18 protein-coding genes are annotated in these 18,584 nt (G+C 64.7%); 7 read left to right on the top strand and 11 right to left on the bottom strand.

Going from position 1 to position 18,584, the window contains the following annotated elements; translation table 11 throughout:
• Positions 1-8 precede the first annotated feature (8 nt).
• The 6 genes from ACZY1F_RS02020 to ACZY1F_RS01995 all read right to left on the bottom strand — a co-directional run bounded on the left by ACZY1F_RS02020 (position 9) and on the right by ACZY1F_RS01995 (position 6,026).
• The gene (locus tag ACZY1F_RS02020) at positions 9-1,109 is read right to left on the bottom strand and encodes a glycosyltransferase family 2 protein (protein WP_463939992.1); all 1,101 of its coding nucleotides are present in this window, start codon (positions 1,107-1,109) and stop codon (positions 9-11) included.
• An 8-nt stretch (positions 1,110-1,117) separates the two neighbouring features.
• Positions 1,118-2,098 (bottom strand): phosphodiester glycosidase family protein, encoded by a 981-nt coding sequence (locus ACZY1F_RS02015; protein WP_463939991.1) that lies wholly within the window; start codon positions 2,096-2,098, stop codon positions 1,118-1,120.
• 157 nt (positions 2,099-2,255) lie between these two features.
• On the bottom strand, positions 2,256-2,894 hold the full coding sequence (locus tag ACZY1F_RS02010; RefSeq protein ID WP_463939990.1) for an RraA family protein: 639 nt from the start codon (positions 2,892-2,894) through the stop codon (positions 2,256-2,258).
• A 2-nt stretch (positions 2,895-2,896) separates the two neighbouring features.
• Positions 2,897-3,907, bottom strand: coding sequence for a Bug family tripartite tricarboxylate transporter substrate binding protein (locus ACZY1F_RS02005; RefSeq protein WP_463939989.1), 1,011 nt, complete (start codon positions 3,905-3,907; stop codon positions 2,897-2,899).
• Positions 3,904-5,427, bottom strand: coding sequence for a tripartite tricarboxylate transporter permease (locus ACZY1F_RS02000; protein WP_463939988.1), 1,524 nt, complete (start codon positions 5,425-5,427; stop codon positions 3,904-3,906). The genes ACZY1F_RS02005 and ACZY1F_RS02000 overlap by 4 nt, the downstream gene beginning before the upstream one ends.
• 2 nt (positions 5,428-5,429) lie before the next feature.
• On the bottom strand, positions 5,430-6,026 hold the full coding sequence (locus ACZY1F_RS01995) for a tripartite tricarboxylate transporter TctB family protein (protein WP_463939987.1): 597 nt from the start codon (positions 6,024-6,026) through the stop codon (positions 5,430-5,432).
• 153 nt (positions 6,027-6,179) lie between these two features.
• Here ACZY1F_RS01995 and ACZY1F_RS01990 point away from each other — a divergent pair, with 153 nt between their 5' ends.
• A complete protein-coding gene (locus ACZY1F_RS01990; protein ID WP_463939986.1) occupies positions 6,180-7,022 on the top strand; it encodes a MurR/RpiR family transcriptional regulator in 843 nt (280 codons plus the stop codon).
• On the top strand, positions 7,019-8,209 hold the full coding sequence (locus ACZY1F_RS01985) for an MFS transporter (RefSeq protein WP_463939985.1): 1,191 nt from the start codon (positions 7,019-7,021) through the stop codon (positions 8,207-8,209). Before ACZY1F_RS01990 ends, ACZY1F_RS01985 begins: the two co-directional genes overlap by 4 nt.
• Positions 8,210-8,267: 58 nt before the next feature.
• Here ACZY1F_RS01985 and ACZY1F_RS01980 read toward each other — a convergent pair whose 3' ends face one another.
• The 3 genes from ACZY1F_RS01980 to ACZY1F_RS01970 all read right to left on the bottom strand — a co-directional run bounded on the left by ACZY1F_RS01980 (position 8,268) and on the right by ACZY1F_RS01970 (position 12,319).
• Positions 8,268-8,675, bottom strand: a complete 408-nt coding sequence (locus tag ACZY1F_RS01980; RefSeq protein ID WP_463939984.1) for a response regulator transcription factor — start codon at positions 8,673-8,675, stop codon at positions 8,268-8,270.
• 135 nt (positions 8,676-8,810) lie between these two features.
• Entirely contained in the window at positions 8,811-9,554 is a 744-nt protein-coding gene (locus ACZY1F_RS01975) for a GAF and ANTAR domain-containing protein (protein WP_463939983.1), read from the bottom strand.
• A 344-nt stretch (positions 9,555-9,898) separates the two neighbouring features.
• Entirely contained in the window at positions 9,899-12,319 is a 2,421-nt protein-coding gene (locus tag ACZY1F_RS01970) for a beta strand repeat-containing protein (RefSeq protein ID WP_463939982.1), read from the bottom strand.
• A gap of 15 nt (positions 12,320-12,334) precedes the next feature.
• On the opposite strand from ACZY1F_RS01970, the gene ACZY1F_RS01965 reads away from it, so the two are divergent.
• A complete protein-coding gene (locus ACZY1F_RS01965) occupies positions 12,335-12,565 on the top strand; it encodes a hypothetical protein (protein ID WP_463939981.1) in 231 nt (76 codons plus the stop codon).
• Positions 12,566-12,817: 252 nt separating this feature from the next.
• On the opposite strand, the gene ACZY1F_RS01960 is transcribed toward ACZY1F_RS01965, so the two are convergent.
• Together ACZY1F_RS01960 and ACZY1F_RS01955 are read right to left on the bottom strand one after the other, a co-directional pair.
• Positions 12,818-13,963, bottom strand: a complete 1,146-nt coding sequence (locus tag ACZY1F_RS01960) for a COG1470 family protein (RefSeq protein WP_463939980.1) — start codon at positions 13,961-13,963, stop codon at positions 12,818-12,820.
• Positions 13,964-14,052: 89 nt separating this feature from the next.
• On the bottom strand, positions 14,053-14,505 hold the full coding sequence (locus ACZY1F_RS01955; RefSeq protein ID WP_463939979.1) for a hypothetical protein: 453 nt from the start codon (positions 14,503-14,505) through the stop codon (positions 14,053-14,055).
• Positions 14,506-14,913: 408 nt separating this feature from the next.
• Between ACZY1F_RS01955 and ACZY1F_RS01950 the strand changes: the two genes are divergently transcribed.
• The 4 genes from ACZY1F_RS01950 to ACZY1F_RS01935 all read left to right on the top strand — a co-directional run bounded on the left by ACZY1F_RS01950 (position 14,914) and on the right by ACZY1F_RS01935 (position 18,575).
• Positions 14,914-15,504: an adenylate kinase gene (locus tag ACZY1F_RS01950; RefSeq protein WP_463939978.1), complete on the top strand. Its 591-nt coding sequence runs from the start codon at positions 14,914-14,916 to the stop codon at positions 15,502-15,504.
• Positions 15,501-16,373 carry an NAD-dependent epimerase/dehydratase family protein gene (locus ACZY1F_RS01945; RefSeq protein WP_463939977.1) on the top strand — a complete coding sequence of 291 codons (873 nt, stop codon included), beginning with the start codon at positions 15,501-15,503 and terminating at the stop codon, positions 16,371-16,373. The genes ACZY1F_RS01950 and ACZY1F_RS01945 overlap by 4 nt, the downstream gene beginning before the upstream one ends.
• Positions 16,374-16,527: 154 nt before the next feature.
• The gene (locus tag ACZY1F_RS01940) at positions 16,528-17,556 is read left to right on the top strand and encodes an Ig-like domain-containing protein (RefSeq protein WP_463939976.1); all 1,029 of its coding nucleotides are present in this window, start codon (positions 16,528-16,530) and stop codon (positions 17,554-17,556) included.
• 128 nt (positions 17,557-17,684) lie between these two features.
• Entirely contained in the window at positions 17,685-18,575 is an 891-nt protein-coding gene (locus ACZY1F_RS01935) for a helix-turn-helix transcriptional regulator (protein WP_463939975.1), read from the top strand.
• The last annotated feature ends 9 nt before the right edge of the window (positions 18,576-18,584 follow it).

Below are 18,584 nucleotides of genomic sequence, written 5' to 3'. Positions count from 1 at the left end.
GACCTCGACTACCGGCGTAATGTCCCGGGGTGGTGGCCGCGGCTCAGAGCCGGAGACTGATTCTCAGCCTCCCGCGTAGGGCTCCCGGCCGTGCGCCGGGAAAAGAGGAACCGCTGCTGCACCACATAGCTGACGGCCAGCAGCGCGATTTCCGCCACGATCTTCGCCGGCAGCGCTGCAACGGAGAGCGCCTCCAGGGCTGAGATGAGGCCATAGTTGGCCGCAAGGAGAATAAGAACCAGACCGAAGTAGCGCAGGCCGGCAGCGGCGGCGGGCCTGTCCCGGCCGTGCTCGAACACCACCCGCCGGTTGACGACGAAGTTCACCACCGAGCTCACGGCCCGGGCCCCCACCACTGCCAGCAGCAGCGAGTCGGCGGCCAGGGACAGGAGCAGGAACATCACGGTGTCCACGAGAAACGCCGTGAAGGAGGACGCCAGGAACTTCAGCAGCGGCGCGTAGATGCGGACCGAGTCCGCCACCGGCCGGAAATGCGACCCCAAATTGTGGTCCAGATACACCGTGGCGATGTCCACCGTGTTGATCGCATAGCCGGCCGGCTTGGCTTCCAGCAGGAGGTTCAGCTCGTATTCGTACCGCTCCCCACGGACGGACCGCAGCCACGGGAGCATGGCTGCCGGATAGCCGCGGAGGCCGGTCTGGGTGTCGGAAATGCGCTCGCCGGTGGCCAGCCGGAACAGCAGCCGGGTGGCGCTGTTGCCGAATTTGCTGCGGGCCGGGACGTTGCCGGTGAAGTTCCGGGTTCCCAGCACCATGGCCGGCGAACCGGGCCGCACCGCTGCCGCCACGCGGAGGATGTCCGCGATGGTGTGCTGGCCGTCGCTGTCAGCACACACCACGTTCCGGTTCGGGAGGTGGTCAGCGATGAACCCGAACCCGGTCTTCAGCGCGAAGCCCTTGCCCCGGTTGTGGGAATACCCGATGACGTGGCACCCGAGTGCCCTGACGCCGTCGAACACGTCCTTGTACCCAGGCCCGCTGCCGTCATCAACCACCACCACGGTGGCCCACGGCTCGGCGTCGCGGATGGAACGGATGAGGGCAGGCAGCTGCCGGTCCGGCTCGTAGGCCGGGATCAGGATGATCATGGCGGGCCCTACTCCGCGATGTACAGGATGTCGGAAGTGCCGCGTTCCTTGTTTTCACCCAGCGGGTTGTTGACCAGTCCGCCGTTGAAGTACATGGTGGACGAGCCGCCGCCGTCGAGGTTGTACGCAGTGGTGGCGCCCAGGCCCTGCATGATTTCCGCCAGTCCGGTCATGGTCACGCCTGCGCTGTAGCCGGGGCTGCGGCCGTCCACCACCACAAACACCAGGTGGTTCTCGTCGACGACGCCGACGGCGGTGCGCGGCTGTTCGCCCTGGATGGAATGGTTGCCGAAGTTGGTGTCCACCTCCACGTCCTCGATGCCCGCGGCCACTTCCCCGTTGTCCAGCAGGGACGGGCCGAAGGACAGGGTGTTCCAGACGCCGTCGGCCACGAGCTGCTCGGCGGTGGTGGTGGTCTCGTCGTAAACCTGGACGGTGCCGTCGCGGTAGAAGGCCAGGCCCTGGCGGGCGCCGTCGTCGCGGAACACCACGCCGTTGCGGATCACAATGCCGGTGTCGCGGAAGCCGTAGTAGTCGCCGTTGATGGCGAAACTGGCGTCGTTTGCCGCCGCGATTTCCGAGGTGGTTTCGGTGATGTTTTCGCCGAAGCTGTTGTTGGCGAAGGCTGACCGGAGGGTGGTGGCGTCGCCAAGCACGACGTCGGCAACGTAGTAGGTGACGGTGCTGTCGCCGCTGCCGGTGGTCACCGTGGAGATGGTGATGTTCGAGCTGTCCGAGACGTGGGACGTGGCTGTGGTGACGGCGGTGGCGGCGGAATCGCTGGTGGTGGCCGCCGTCGTGCCCTGGCTGGTTCCCGTTTGGCTGGCCTGATACGCGGAGACGTCCGCGATTTCCACGTGCTGGACCACAAAACGGTCCAGCGCCCAGGCCGTGGCACCACCTGCCGAAAGGGTGAAGGCCACGGCCCCGGCGACGACGGCGCGCCGGACGCGGCTGCCCTTGCGTGGTTTGTTCTGGAGAGGAGTCATGCCTCATTTGTAGGCAACCAAGCTATCGCTTCGATTTGCCGAGGATGTGCGCCGCCTGTGAAACGACCCGGAGACGGGTCAGCCCAGCCCGGGCAGCGCAATGGCCGGCCCAACCGTGGTTGAGCCAGCCATTGGACCGGAGGACTGTGTCAGCGGGTCAGACGGAGGCGCCCTCGAAAGAGATGCGCTTGGCCGCTTCCTTCGCCTCGATCTTTTCCGCCTCGGCCAGGACCTGTTCGGCCTCGTCGCGCCTGACCACTACGACCCCGTCGGCGTCCGCCACCACGATGTCTCCGGGGGAAACCACGACGCCGTCGATCGCCACCGGGATCTGCAGCCGGCCCGGGCCGAACTTGTATGGCCCGGCAGGGGTGACCGAGCGGGCGAAGACCGGCAGCCCGCAGTCCGCCAGGGCGTCGGCGTCCCGGACGGCGCCGTCGATCACAAAGCCGGCCAGGCCCATGTTCTTGGCGCGGAGGCCGATCATGTCGCCGATCAGGGCGCGGGACTGGTCCCCGCCGCCGTTGACCACGATCACGTCTCCCGGCTGGGCTTCGTCGAGGGCCTTGTGGATGTAGAGGTTGTCACCCGGGCGGGTCCACACCGTGTAGGCGGGTCCGGCGAGCTTGGCGCCGGGCCAGCTGGGCGACAGGGCGGACGCCACGCCGATCCGTTCCTGGGCGTCGCCGATGTTGGCCGCCGGGATGGCTGCCAGGCGGCGCACCAGCTCAGCCGTGGAGAGGGGAGGGGTGTGTTCTGCGTGCATGGTGTCGCCGGCCTTTCTGGTGGTGTCCATGGTTACTGCTGTTTCAGGAGTTCATCGATGACCGGCTTGATCAGGGTTTCGCGCTCTTCCCACATCTTGCTGACCTCGGCGGCCGGGACCCAGGTGGGCTGCGTCGCCGCGCCCTTGAGCTTGTCCTGCACGGCAGCTGTCTCGGCAGCCTTCTTCAGTGAAGACTCGAGCCTTGCCACAACTTCCTTCGGCGTCTTGGACGGGACCGAGAGGGCGAAGTTGCTGGCCATCGGCTTGACGTCATAGCCGGCGCTCTTCATCGTGGGAACATCCGGAACGAACGGGCTGGCGTTGTCCTCGATGACGGTCAGGAGCTTGATGTCCCCGGACTTGTACTGGCCGAAGAAGCTGGACACGCCGCCGAGGGCGAAGTCCACCTCGCCGGAGACGATGGCCGCTACTTTGTCCGCGCCGCTGTTGTAATGCACGATGTTGAAGTCCAGGCCCAGCTGGTTTTCCAGGAGGCGCAGGTTGATGTGGTCGTCACCGGCACGGGAGTCGGTGCCCACGGTGATCTTGCCGGGCTCAGCCTTGACGGCGTCGAACAGTTCTTTGATGGTCTTGTACTTGCTGTCCTTGTTGACGCCGATCACCACGGAGTTGGTGGCGAAGGAGCCGATGGGCGTGAAGCTGCTGCGGTCAAAGGCCGCCTTTTTGCTGGGATCCAGGTAGCGGCCCAGGATGGACGGGATGTTGGTGTAGCCGAACGTCAGGCCGTCCGCCTTGGACTGCGCCACGTAGTTCAGGCCTACAACCTGGCTGCCGCCCTCCTTGTTGACCACCTTGATGTTGGCGCCGAGGTCCTCCTGCATGGCCGGTGCCACGATGCGGGCCAGGATGTCGTTGCCGGCGCCGGCGGCGGAGGGGACAATCCACTCGATCGTGGCGCCCGCCTTGGGGAAGTCCGCGGCCGCGGAGGTGGTGCTGCTGCCTGCTTGGCCGCCGCAGCCTGTGAGGGCCAGGGCAACTGATGCGGCAAGTGCGGTGGCGGTCAGTGCGGTGAGTTTTTTCATTTCGCAAGCTCCTTTGGTGCGATGGGGGTGATGGTCTTTTTCTTCAGCATGGAAGCAATGAGGGGGCGGACTGCGCCGAACAGGATGGCCAGGACAATGACGCCGATCAGCGTGAGGCTGATGGGGCCCTGCAGGAACACGTTGTAATCGCCGCGCGAGAGAGCCAGCGACCGCTGGAAATTCTCTTCCAGCAGCGGGCCCAGGATGAGCCCCAGGACCAGCGGGGTGAGCGGCACCTTGACCAGTTGGAAGATGTAGCCGAGGATGCCGGCGCCCAGCATGATCAGGATGTCGAAGGCGCTGCCGTTGATGGAGTAGGTGCCCAAAAACATAAAGGCCAGGATGGCGGCCATGAGGTAGTGGAACGGGACCTTCAGGACCGCGATCCAGACCCGGGCCAGCGGGACGTTGAGTACCAGCAGGATGAAGTTGCCCACGATGAGGCTGGCGATGATGGCCCAGGCGACGTCGGGGTTGTCGCGGAACAGCAGCGGCCCGGGGATCAGGCCGTTCATTGTGAACGCGCCGGCCATGATGGCCACGGTGGCGGAGGTGGGGATGCCGAGGGTGAACAGCGGGATCATGGACGAGACGGCAAGCGCGTTGTTGGCGGCTTCCGGCCCGGCGATGCCCTCCACGGCGCCCTTGCCGAATTCCTTGGTGCGCTTGGAGATCCGCTTCTCGGCGGCGTAGGAGGCCAGTGAGGTTGCAGCACCGGGTGAACCGGGGAGGAGGCCCATGAAGAATCCGATGACAGATCCGCGCAGTGACGGGAAGGCCGAGCGGCGCAGGTCCGTGCGGGTGGGCAGGAGCCTGGCAACCTTGAGGGGGCTCGGGACACCCAGCGGTCCTTTTTGGGCCTGGCCCAGGACTTCGCTGAGGCCAAAGACGCCCATGACGATCGCCACCAGGCCCAGGCCGTCGAACAGTTCAGGCATGTCAAAGGTGAAGCGGGCGATGCCGACGCCCGAATCCACACCGACGGTGGCGATGCCCAGTCCGGCCGCGGCACTGAGCAGGGCTTTGGCGGGGTTGGAGCCGGCGAAGCTGGTGATCAGCGCGAAGCCCAGGAGGGAGACCAGGAACAGTTCGGGGGCACCGAACTCCAGGGCAAGCCGGCTGAACGGTGCCACCACCACGAAGCCGATGACGCCGACCAGGCCGCCCACGAAGGAGGCTAGCGCCGCGATCACCAGGGCGGGACCGCCGCGTCCCTGCTTGGCCATCTGGTAACCGTCGAGTGTGGTGGCGATGGAGGACGCCTCGCCGGGAATGCGGAGGAGGACCGCCGTCGTGGTTCCGCCGTAGGCCGCGCCGTACAGGATGGCGGCCAGCATGATGATGGCGGAGGTGGCATCAAGGCCGAAGGTGACCGGGATGAGGAGAGAGACGGCGGCAGCCGGCCCGAAGCCCGGAAGGACTCCCACGAGCATGCCCAGCACACAGCCCAGCAGCGCGAACAGGAGGTGTTCAGGGGTGAAAACGGTGGCCAGGCCACCCAGGAGCTGATCGAATCCCACGGCTACAGCCCCAGTCCTGCGAGGAAGTCGATGCTGGCCGTCGGCAGTGCCGTTCCCAGCCAGACCTCGAAGACCAGGCGGGAAGCCAGTGCGGAACCAACGGCCACCAGGGCGGCCATCCAGAGCTTCCGCTTGCTGACGAAGAACAGGATGGTTCCCAGCATCAGTGTCATCACGATGGTGTAGCCCAGCAGGGGGAGCAGCAGTGCTGCCAGGAGGATGGCGCCGGAGATGATGCCCACGCGTGCCCAACCTTGGCGGTCCGGGAAATCCGGGGAGTCCGGCTCGTCGCTGTTGTCATCATCGAGCAGGGAAACCAGTGCGGATTCTGATTCGTGGTGCGGCGGCAGGGACTCCACCGTATCGCCGGTAACGTGGACCGGAACGGCTGTCCGCCGGGCGGCCACAAGCTGGATGACCCACAGTACGCCGGCCAGCGCCATCAGCGTCCCGGCCACTGTGGGAAAGAATCCGGCTCCCACACCGGAAGTGTTTGTCAGCCCGTAGCCGGCGCCGACCACTGCCATGGCCAGCCCTCCGGCGACGGCTGCCGAGGCCACCGTCCATTCAAGCGCAACAGGTGCGTTGAGGGTTTGCATCTTCGTTGTCCGCCTCTCTGCGGCAATGTGGAGAAAATAGGGGGAGCAGGATTGGCCGTAAACCAATCTTGCAACCTTGCACAGGATTGCATGTTCGTGAGAGAGTGTCAAGCATCACAGTTTTTCGAATAGGGATCTCAAAGGAGAGCCAGAGTGGGTTTCAAAGCAGTAGTGGCCAGCAGCACGGTCCAGCTCAGCGCCTCCGAGGAGCGCGTTATGAACGTCCTGATGGGGGACGACATGTCAGGAATTCCGGCGGCGGAGGTTGCGGACCGGGCGAAGACCCATGAATCCACCGTTGTACGGCTGGCAAAGAAGCTGGGCTACCGCGGTTACCCGGATCTGCGGAATGACCTGCGCAAAGACGAGACCCAGATCCAGGAAGATCATGACGGAATCATGCGCGGAGACACCGGTTACGATTTGTCCGCCTTCGTAGCCGACGAAATCGTTGCGCTGAAGCGGCTGCCCCACTTCGTCTCCCAGGAAGACCTGGACGCTGCGGCCAGGACGTTGCATGCATCCCGGACCATCTACCTGTTTTCGAGGGACGACGAGAAGCCGACCCGTGACCTGATGGCACGCCGTCTGCGCAGGCTGGGCCTGACCACAGTCACGCTGGGGACCGCCCCCAAGGATCTGGCCGAACGGTTCGTCAGCTTCAACGAAAACAGCACCCTTATTGGTTTCGCGCTACGGGAAGCTCCACTCCAGCTCGCCGCTTTGGTGTCCGAGGCTGCCCGGCGGGGCGGCAAGAGCATCCTGATCTCGGACGTGCCGGGGTACCACTTCCGCCCCAGCCCGGACCATCTCATCACGGCCAGGCGCGGCGACGACGGAGAGTACCGGACCCAGCTGATTCCTGTTCTCCTGGCCTACGCGCTGCAGCTTGCAGTGTTCCACTTGGACCCCACCCGGTACAGGGCGGCAAGGGACGGAATCGAGGATCTGACCCGCCTGTTGGGTGGGGCGGACGAAATCCCGCTTCGGGCGTGAGTGCCGCCAGATGGCGGACGGCCCTCAGTGCGCAGGCAGTCCTGGCGCAGGCCTCGTGGGTGGGAATCCGGCTCATCATCGGGTACCGGGCACTCGCCGAAGGCGCGGACCCGGTATTCCTGGGCGTCCTGGCATCGAGCTTCGCGCTGCCGGCACTACTGACAGCCCTGCCCGCAGGGAGGCTGGCTGACAGGTTCGGCGGCACCGCCATGGCCTTCATCGGGCTGCTGACGGCGGCCGCGGGTACCCTCACGATGCTGGCCTTCCGGGGGCTTGCCGTCCTGCTGGCGGCCAGTGCCCTCATCGGCCTGGGTCATCTCATGGTGATGGTGGGCCAGCAGGCATTTGTGGCCCACGTCAGCAGTGAAGGTTCCACTGACAGTGCATTCGGCACACTGACCGCCGCCGCGTCCATCGGCCAGCTCATCGGTCCGCCCGCGGTCACCCTCGTGGCATCGATGGGTGTTCCGGCCGGGGCGCAGCCGGACACCAGCCTGGGACTGCTGGTGTGCCTGGGCTTCAGTGCATTGGCCACGCCGGCGTACTTCTTCCTCCGGCGCACGGACGCCCGCCTTCGCAAGGGCAGGCACAAGAGCGCGGCTGAGCGGGTCAGCGTGGGAAATGTCCTGAAGGCTCCCGGGCTGTGGCGCTCGCTGGTGGTCAGCGGTGCTGTGCTGGTGACCGTGGACCTGATGTACGCGTTCGTACCGGTCTGGGCCACCGAACAAAACGTGAGCGCCGCCGTCGTCGGATTGCTGCTGGCCCTCCGGGCCGCCGTATCAGTAGCGAGCAGGGTGGGCCTGACCCGGCTGATCGGGCGCTTCGGCCGCAAGGCGATGCTGATCGTGTCCATTGGCGCCGCCGTCCTGTCCCTGGCTGCCTTTCCGCTCGTGGGACCGTATGGTGCCATTGCGGTGATGATCGGGCTGGGACTTGGGCTCGGCATTCCGCAGCCGCTCACCATGGCCTGGGTGGTGTCCCTGACTGCGTCCTCGAGCCACGGCGCTGTTCTGGGCCTGCGCATGACGGTCAACCGGCTGGCGCAGATTACACTGCCCATCGCCGTCGGCTCTTTCGCCGCACCCCTTGGTGTGCTGGGGATATTCTGGGCTAACGCCGCGCTGCTCCTGGGAGCCATTGCGGTAGTGGCAGGGTCCGACGCCGGCCGGCCGCCTGACGCTGAATAGGCCACGTCTTGGTGGCCAAGCGGGTGGGAAAACAAGTGGGCAGACGCGAAGGTGCCGCTTACTGCTGCCGTTGTGGCGTTGGCTTCTGACGGGCGAGGGCATCCGCCGGGCTCAGCCGCAATGCGAGCTCCTGCAGTTCCTTGGGGTGGAACGGCTTGGTCAGGTAAGCGGCAGCGCCGGAGGCCATCCCGGCCAGGATGTCGTCTTCCTCGGACCTGGCGGTGAGGAACAGCATGGGAGCGGTGCTTAAGGCACGGATGGCCCGGGCTACGACGTGCCCGTCCATGTCCGGCAGGCCAAGGTCCAGAGTGATCAGCGCAACCGATGGTTCAGCGGCCGCGGCAATTCCCGCGGCCCCGTTGGCGACCGAACGCACGGAAAAACCTGCGCGCGTCAGGACCACCGTGATCAGACCGCGGATGTCATCGTTGTCCTCGATGACAAGGCAGATGCGTTTTGTTTCCATGAAAGCCTCTCAGCCAGCTTTGCCACCAGTGTACGGGCTGGTGGGGTGGGTAAACCGTCAACGTGACGTATTACGCAAACTGCCCGCCGGTCGTCTCAGCGGTCACCTCGCCGGCCGCCGGCTGCGGGGCGGGGCTCAGCCGTCGTAGTGCGTCTGGGCCGGCCCCTGGCCCAGCGCATTCACCACGGCCGCCGCGACGACATGCAGCTTGGAATTGCGGGTACTGGACGCCGCTTTAAGCAGGTCAAATGCCTCCTGCTGGCTGCACCGGTTCTGAGCCATGATGATGCCCACCGCCATGTCGATCACTGTGCGGGATTCGAGGGTGGCACGCAGGTGCGCCGCCGTCTCGCTGTAGTGCGCGAAACGCACCGCAAGCCGCAGGGCCAACGACGTCTGGCGGACAAAGTCCTCCGCCGCCTTCAGGACGCGGCCTTCGAAGCGGGAGGTCCGGTGGGAGTAGAGGAGGAGGGTGGCTTTGGTTTCCCCCTCCAGCCGGAACGGGATGGCGAGGACTGAACGAATGCCTTGGTCCAGGACCCCTTCGCAGTATTCAAGCCAGCGTGCTTCGTCCTTCACGTCAGGAACATGGACCGTCACCTGCTCTAGCGACGCAGCCATGCCGGGGCTCTGCTCGGACTGGTATTCAATCTGGCTGACAGCGCGGGCAGCGGCGCCGCTGCTGGCAATGGTGGCCGCCTTGCGCTGACGTAGAAGAGTAATAACGCACAGCACTTCATGGCCGGGTTCGGAAAGATTGCGCGCCGAAACGCGGGCGAGCTCATCCAGGAACTCCTCTACGTCGGAGCTGTTGAGGAGTTCTTCGTGCAGGTGCTCGGTGATTGATGTAGCTGTATTTGCTGTTGACTCGCTGGCCACGGGTTCTTAGTGCCATTCGCTCAGGTCAAAACGAGCCGGCAACTCCCCACACAACCCTGCCGTGGAGGCAAAAAGGGTGGCGACGGTCGCTGGATCGACGAACTGTCCAACGGCCTGCTGCTAAACCGATAACCAGAAGTATATACAGGCCAGAGCCTTGCGAAGCGCCACAGGGCGGCCAGGCAGCGGAGCACATCCGGCGGCTAGCCCGGTCTTTTGCTAACCAAGTCCAACCACGCTGAGACCCCCGGACCTTAGGTAGGTCCAGGGGTCTCAGCATGTATTACTTCATTGGAAGTCGATGGGGTTCAGCCCTCCGGTTCCGACGCCGGTTGTGCCGAACGTCAGAACCTTGAGCTACTTGCAGAGGTAAACGGGCCAACCGGGTTCCCAGCCACATCGGACAGGCCCGACGGCGGGGTGTAGGAAGGGAAACCTGCGGCGCTCGTAGTCGCTGTCCCGCTTCTGGTTCCGAGGACGATGGTGAGCCTAAAGTTCACCGGATCCCATTGAACGGTCGACTTGTTGCTTCCGTTCCCATTGAACGTGGCCACCCCCGAGCCGATGTAATTTCCGCCCAAGCTCACGGTCCCGATATTGAGGGAGGAACATACACTGCTGCTGGAGACAGTCAGTGTGTCATTGGACCCGTTGTCCGCCAGAGTGACAGTCACGTCACCGTTTGTGTTGAGCGTCAGCAGTCCCGTGCCGGTGTTAGTCCAGGTACCGCAGAACTTAGAGGCATCCATGCGTTCCGAGTAAGTGATGGTCACTGAGTCTCCGCTGTCGGCCGTTCCATTTCCTCCGGCCAGCGCGACCCCTGTCACCGTGGGCGATGCGACATCCTTCGTGTTCGTTGCTGTACCTGCGGCGCTGATATTGCCGACCGGGTCCGTTGCCCTCGCCGAGTAACTGATGGCACCGGAGTTGAATGAGCCTAGGTCGAGCCCGCCGACGGACCAAGCTCCCGCGCCATTTGCAGTGACAGTCTGGTTGATGGAGTGGACGGAACCGGCATCGGTGACCGTGAGAGTGACCGATGCCCCCGCATCTGACGTGCCGTTGATCACGACGGTGCCGACGTTGGCGGCATTCACTGACGGAGGAGGAGTGACGACAGGAGTGGCGGAAACCGTGTCCTTCGTGTTCGTCGTTGTCGCGGTGCTGGCATTGCCGGCCGCATCGGTGACAGTCACCTTGTAGGTGACCGTGCCTTGGTTCAGCGTGGTCAGGTTAAGGGCTGTGGCGGCCCATGCGCCAGCACCGTTGGCCGTTGGATTTTGTGACACGGTGTGGGCTGACCCGGGGTCCGTGACGGTCAGGGCAACAATTGCGCCTGGATCGGCGGTGCCGTTGACCGGAACGCTAGCCATGTTCCCTGGAGTTACGAACGGTGGAACACTGACGGTTGGCAGTCCGGGGGCGACCGTGTCTTTGGTCTTGGTCACGGCCGCTGAAGTCCCGGTGTTGCCGGCTGCGTCCGTAGCAGTTGCCGTGTACGTGACCGCGCCGTCGTTGAGTGATGTCAGGTTGAGCCCGGTAGTGGACCAGGCCCCGCCGCCCGCCGTCGCAGTTGTTGAAACAGTGTGGGCGGTTCCTGCGTCGGTGACGAGCAGGCTTACTGCCGCGCCGGCCTCCGCCGTTCCGCTGACCGGAACGTTGGCACCGTTAGCGATGTTGACATACGTCGGGGCGGAGATGGTTGGCGCGGCCGGAGGCAGTGTGTCCTTGATGCTGGTGACGGTCACCGTGGACCCCGTATTGCCGGCAGCGTCCGTGGCTTTCGCCGTGTACGTGGCGGTGCCTTGGTTCAGCGAGGTCAGATTGAGGCCGGTAGCGGTCCATGCTCCTGCGCCGGTGGCTGTCACTGTTTGTGAAACCGTGTGGGCCGATCCGGCATCTTTGACCGTAAGCGTCACGGTGGATCCAGGCTCAGCCGTACCGCTGACGGGGACACCGGCGACGTTGGCGATGTTTACGTACGTGGGCACGATGATGGATGGCGTTCCCGGTGCCACCGTGTCGATTTTGACTGCAAGATTCTGGGAGGAGCTTGCGTTGCCCGCATTATCGGTCGCGAAATACGACACGACGTGAGTACCGTTACCGCTCACGGAGACGGCTGCGTTGGCGCCGTTCACCGTGGTTGGGCTGCCGGAATCAACGGCGTAGGTGATCGAGGCGACGCCTGATCCACCTGCGTTGTCCTGGGCTGTGAGGTTGACGATAACGGGGCTGCTGTTGTTGAAGCCGGAGGCGTTGGGGGTGGGGGAAATCGACGCCACGGACGCCACGGGCGCCGTGATATCAGCGGTCACGCCGGCACTGCGTGGGCTTTCTGCGCCGCTCCAGAGTGCGATGGTTGGCGTGACAGTGTAGTACCACGTTCCGCCGGGGACGTTTTGTTCCACGCAGCTGAGGACCGTGAGGGTGCCGCCGCAGGTCCCGGTGGCTGGGGTTATGGATCCGCCCGCAGCGGTGCTGTACCGGGCCAAGGTGTAGCCGGTGACAGCGCGTCCGCCAGAGGTGGAACCGGCGGACCAGCTCACGGAGATATTGGCTCCCTGGACGGAGCCGGATGGCTTGCTTCCGGGCATGACGACGTCGCCGGCAGCGGCGGCGAAGTTGCTGCTGCTGATGGACTGCCAGAACGCGTAGGCTGCGGAACCGATGCCGGACACCAGGAGAATCCCGAGTACTACCCAGGGGGCACGGGTCCTCAGCCAGCCGGCGCGGGGCATTTGGTCTCGTGGTTGAATGCTCATTTTCGGACCGCCAACGTGACTGGAAGATGGAAGGTGGCGCCCTGGCAGGCTGACTGCGATGTCGCGTCCATGCTCGCCGCCCCGGGAAGTGAAACCAAGGTGCTCGAATTCGCTGCGATAGAGACGGCCGGGCTGAGTGGACCCGGAGCGCCGGAGAACATGACGCCCGTGGTGGTGCAGGAAGGATGGGCGGTATCGGCAGTGGCTGGGCCGTTGTTGGTGACGCTGTACACCTGGACGGAATAGGGGTTCGGATTCGTTACCCGTAGCACAACGTCGGCAGTCCCGCCAGGAATCAGGGTTGACGCCGGACCGTCACCGGGAACGAGTGCGTCCACAGTGACGGTCTGCATGTCTCCGGTGCCAGCGGAACCGGCGCCGGAGCCGTCCGTGGCCCAGTACGCATACGCTGTCCCAGCACCGATTGCCAAAGACAGCACGCCCGTCAGAACTGCCACTTTGACACCCCGGGCCCTCATCCATCCCATGGAATTCATCTCAGCTACCTTGTCCTGATCCGGAGTAAACCAGTTGGAGGGATGCGCCCTTGCATCCGTCCTGGTTGGCGGGCGTATTGAGCATTCTGAACTGTGGCTGCTGGTTCACGGAGATGCCCAAGCCGGACAGCGAGGAGCTGCCGGGCGGCACTGCAAGCGGGTACGGACCGCTGTACTGCGTCACCGTGTATTCGGCTGCCGCGCACTGGAGGTTCCGGGCGATGGCGTCGGCAGTCCGGGTCACGCTCTTGATGGAGACGGACAGATTGGTCAGCGCCAAGGTCTTGTTATTGGGATTGGTGATGCCAAGATCCAGCGGGAGCGACTTGCCCGGCGCCAGCTGGCCTGCCAGGTTTCCGGAGAGAGCGAAGCTCTTCTGTGTGGAGTCGATGACCAGTTGGACGCTGGCAGAGGCATTCTGAATTGTGCCGTTAGCATCAGGCCCGGAGCCCACCAATTTAAGCGTGTAGGTGCCATCCGAAGCATTGGCTGGCGTGGTGATCTGCAGAGTCGAAGAGTTCCCTGTGGCCGGGTTCGGCGCGTAGGCGGGCGTAAAACCTGGCGGCAGGCCACCTGACACACTCAGGTTGATCGGTCCGGTGAAGTTGTTACGGGAGAATTGGGTTGAATACACACCGATGGAACCTGGCGGCACAGTCACGGAGGCGGGCGTCGCGCTCATCGAGAATGAACTGGAAATCGGATAATTAACTGTCAGCCCGGCAGAAACGGTGCCGCTGACTTTGCCGCTGACGCCGCTGATGCTGAGGCTGTAGGTCCCGATCGGCGTAGCTTGGGTAGTCGAGACATTCATTGTCGCCGTCGCTGTCGTCCCCGCACTCAAGGTGACGGACGACGGTGAGAAGGTGGCAGATGATCCGCCCGGCAGTGCGCCTGCACTCAGGGAGACGGCACCGGAAAAACCGCCTGTTGACGTAGCGGTCACCACATAGCTGGCGGTCTTGGCTCGCTCAATGGACTGACTTGCAGGCGAGATCTGCAGGGTGATGCCCGGCTTGGCGTTCTGGCTGGCGGCGATTAATGCGCCGGCCGGGACCAGCATGACCAGCAGTCCGAGCAGCAGCAGCTTAACAACGGTCCTGGCCGGGCGAGCGGACGGCGGGAAGGACCATCGTTGCTTCTGCATCTTGTACCCCTTCTGAACGAGTGTGCTTCAAATCGTGAATGGGTCCGTCACTGGGCCGGGCATCAGCGGCCGGCCCAGCGACGGAGTCATTAGTCGCTGGTCAGGGTGAGCGTGATGAGAGCACCCTTGCAAGCGTCCTGGTTCACGGCCGTGTCGGCGAAGGACAACGTTCCGGAACCTACAGCAACGTTGGAGGTGGCCGCCGGCACAGTCGAGTTGGAGACAACGTCGGCAATGGTGAAGTCTGCCGGGAGGCACAGCGGGTCGCTCGTGCTCACGACGGCGTGGATGGTCCCGACCCGCAGACTCGACGTGCCGCCATTGCTCGCCGTGTACGTCACCGTACCGCTGCCACCGGGGGTAAGCCCGGCAGGGACAGCGGCCGACAGGACAACCGTGCCGTTGGCCGTTGCATTCGTTCCGGAGCCGGTACCGGCACCGGTGGTGGTCCAGTAGGCGTAGGCCACTCCGCCTCCCACACTGGTCAGGACTGCAGCGGCACAAACGGCGGCGATCTTGTTCTTCTTGGACATTTTGCGCATGAGGAGTTCCCCTTTTTGTTGAGACCGATGCACTCGCTGTGCCGGCCGGTGTTTCTGTTTGGCTGGTTGCGGCCCCTGGCTGAGTACCGATAGCCCCAAAGGTTCCATGGGCAATTACCCGCAACAACGTGGGTGGGTACGTGTCTTTCTTCGCCGAAAATCATTCGTCCTACTTGGTCTACTCGGTTTAGGCTGGCCGCCTCCTCGGCTCCGAACCGGACATGGACAGCGACACAGGCTGACGACTCCCCGTACGCATGGCGGGCCCTTCACAACAACGCCAGCCTCCGGATCCCCTCCCGGAGGCTGGCATTGTGTTGGCAACTGTGGGCAGAATGAAGCTCACGTTGGCGCTGCCGACGGTGCACCCGAGACCAGCCGGCAAGGACGCCGCGGAGGGACAGGAACATGACCAGACTGCTCATCATCGGGCCGCCGGGCTCAGGGAAAGGCACCCAAGCGGTGCACATCGCTAAGCATTTCGGCATCCCGACCGTATCCACCGGCGAAATCTTCCGGACCAATGTCAGCCAGGAGACGCCGCTGGGCGTTGAGGCCGCCAAGTATCTCGACGACGGCGCTTTCGTCCCGGACCATCTCACCAACGCCCTGGTTAAGGACCGGCTCCTCGACGCCGATCTGCAGCCCGGTTTCCTGCTGGACGGGTACCCCCGGACAGCTCCCCAGGTCATGGAACTGGATAACGTACTGGCTTCGCAAGGCCACCGCCTCGACGCCGTGGTGGAACTCCGCGCACCGGATTCCGAACTGGAGCAACGGATGCTGCAGCGGGCCAAGGAACAGGGCCGGAAGGACGACACCCTCGAAGTCTTCCGGCGCCGCCTGGACCTCTACCACCGCGAAACCCACGAGGTCGTGTCCGTTTATGCTGGCCGGGGGTTGATTATCTCCGTCGACGGGAGCGGGAGCCCTGGCGAAATCACCGAAGCGGCCATCGCCGCCGTCGAAAAGTTCCTGGCCGCGCGGGTGTCCCCATGAGAATTGCAGTGACAGGCGGCAGCGGAAAACTCGGAAGGCATGTGGTCCGCAGACTGACCGGCGACGGCCACCAGGTGCTGAACCTGGACCGGGCCGGGGAACGGAGTCCCGGGCTGGCCATCGTGGACCTGCGCAACTACGGACAGGTCCTTGACGTGTTCCTGGGACTCGATGACCGGCATGACGGTTTCGATGCGATCGTCCATCTTGGGGCCATTCCGGCGCCTGGCATCATTCCGGATGCCGCCACGTTCGAGAACAACATGCTCTCCACCTACAACGTCTTCCAGGCTGCCCGGCGGGCAGGGATCAAGAAGGTGGTTTACGCCTCCAGCGAGACGGTGCTGGGACTGCCGTTCGACGTCGACCCGCCCTACATCCCGGTGGATGAGGAATATCCGGCCCGGCCGGAAAGCACCTACTCCCTGGTGAAGCACCTCGAGGAGCAGATGGCGATCCAGCTGACGCGCTGGGATCCTGAGCTGAGTATTACGGGACTGCGGTTTTCCAACGTTATGGACCCTGAAGACTACGAACGGTTCCCGTCGTTCGACTCCGACGCACGGGCGCGGAAATGGAACCTTTGGGGCTACATTGACGGGCGCGACGGCGCGCAGGCTGTGGCGCGGGCGCTGGAAAACGGCCAGCCCGGATTCGAGGCTTTCATCGTCGCGAACGCTGACACGGTGATGACGCGTTCCAGTGCCAGCCTTGCCGCGGAGGTTTTCCCCAACGTCACCGTGACCAAGGAGCTGGGCGAACACGAGACCATGCTGTCCATCGACAAGGCCCGGCGCCTGCTGGGATTCGAGCCTGAACATACGTGGCGGACCTACCACTCCAACAAGACCACGCCCACGGAGGACTGACGCAGACGGTACCTCAAGAATTCCGCAGGCACCGAAGGGTTGGCACAGGATCGGCCCAGTTCGCGCATCGGTGCGTAGCGGGCTCCTAGTCTGGTGATGGGCGGGGATTTGTTGCCGCCAGCATCAATCCTGACCGCCTCGCTAGGACCCCACCATGCGCACCTTCCGTTTTGTGCTGCCCGCTGCCGCCATGCTGATTTCTGCCGCGGCACTGACCGCGTCGGGCCTGCCCGCCGGGGCCACCGAGCCGGCCGTAGCCCAGGCCGGCACCGACGCAAGCGTCCGCTACCTGGTCCGGTATGCAGCCGAAACGGACATCCCCGCCGAGGCGGCACGCCTGAAAACGCAGGGCATCGGCGTCGGGCGTTCCTTTACGCACGCCCTGCGCGGCGCCGTGGTCACCGCGACGCCGGCGCAAGCCGCGGCGTTGTCCCGCTCGGCGCGCGTCGCCTCAGTTGAAGTGGATGCGGCCATCACTCTCTCCGCGACGCAGCAGCCCGCACCATGGGGGTTGGACCGCGTGGACCAGCGCACCCTGCCGCTCTCCGTCACGGCCAAATCACCCGCGGCACAGTCGACGGCGGTGCCCGTGGCCAGCAACGTGACGGCCACGTTCGGCACGGCCGTCCAAGGAGTTGGTGCCGGAACGTTTGTGCTCCGGAACGCCGCCGGCACGGCCATCCCGGCAACGGTCAGATATAACGCCGCAACCAGAACGGCCACGCTCGATCCGTCTGCCAACCTGGCCGCGGATGTCACCTACACGGCGACGCTGGTGGGCAGCGCCAGCGCCAGCGGCATCCGCAGCAGCGCAGGCGCACCGCTTGCCAGCACAAGCTGGACGTTCACCACCGGTCCGGCTCCCACGGTCACAGGATTCACGCCGGGCAGCAACTCCATCCTCGTCAGGCGGAACAATAACCTTTCGGTGACCTTCAGTGAGCCAGTCCAGGGCGTAGGCACGGCCACTTTTAAGGTGAAGAACGCCGCCACCGGCGCTGTGGTCCCTGCCGCCGTCGTCCGCAACGGCACCAGGAACCAGTGGATCCTGGACCCGCAGAACTCGCTTGCGGCCAAGACGCAATACGCGGTCACCGTCACCGGCGGCGGGACGGCCATCCGCGACCTCGCAGGCAATCAGCTGGCCACCAAAACGTGGCAGTTCACCACGGGATCGCTCTAGCCGTCCGCGCGGGGAAGGGAGGCCGACGGCGGCAATTGGGGGCGCCGTCGGCCTCTGTTGTGTATGCCGAGCAGGCAGGTACTGACAGTGCCTGCCGCCCCGGACCGCGGGTCGCTTACCGTAGGGGTATGGGAGATGTGCGCGCGGATATAAAAGAGTTTCTGAGTTCCAGGCGGGCGCGGATTTCGCCCGAGGAGGCCGGGTTGCCTGCGTACGGCGGGAATCGGCGCGTCGCCGGCCTCCGGCGTGAGGAAGTGGCAATGCTGGCCGGCGTCTCCGTGGACTACTACGTACGACTGGAGCGCGGCAACCTCGCGGGGGCGTCCGAAAGCGTACTGGATGCCCTGGCCCGCACGCTGAAGCTGGACGAAGCCGAGCGGGAGCATCTTTTTGACCTCGCCCGCGCCGCGGGGCCGGGGCGCAGGAGCCGCAGCAAGCCTTCCAGCACGGTCCGGCCTGAAGTCCAGCAGGTGCTTGATGCGATGGCTGACGCGCCGGCGTGGGTCCGCAACGGCCGCCATGACATCCTCGCTGCCAACCGGATGGGTCGGACCCTCTACTCGCCCGTGTTCCAAAGCGCGCACCGGCCCGTGAACACCACCCGCTTTACGTACCTTGACCCGGCGGCCCGGGAGTTCTGGCGTGACTACGATCAGATCGCCAACGATGCCGCAGCAATGCTCCGGCTTGAAGCAGGCAGGAATCCGCACGACCCCGACCTGATCCGCCTTGTTGGCGAGCTGTCGACGCAGAGCGAGCTGTTCAGGGACCGGTGGGCTTCCCGGGATGTGGTCTTCCACCGCAGCGGGCTTAAGAGGTTGCATCATCCGGTGGTGGGGGACCTTGACCTGAACTACCAGTCCATGGAACTGCCGAGTGAGCCCGGCTTGGTGTTGAACGTCTATACCGCACCTGCGGATTCACCGACGGCCGACGCCTTGCAGCTGTTGGCGTCCTGGGCTGCCACGCACGACGAGGCCTTGGCCGAACCGGGACCAGCTGCAAAGCACCCGCAGTAACGCCGCTCT

The sequence above is a fragment of the Pseudarthrobacter xylosi genome, assembly GCF_055412765.1.
This window is presented reverse-complemented; position numbering and strand designations above follow the sequence as displayed.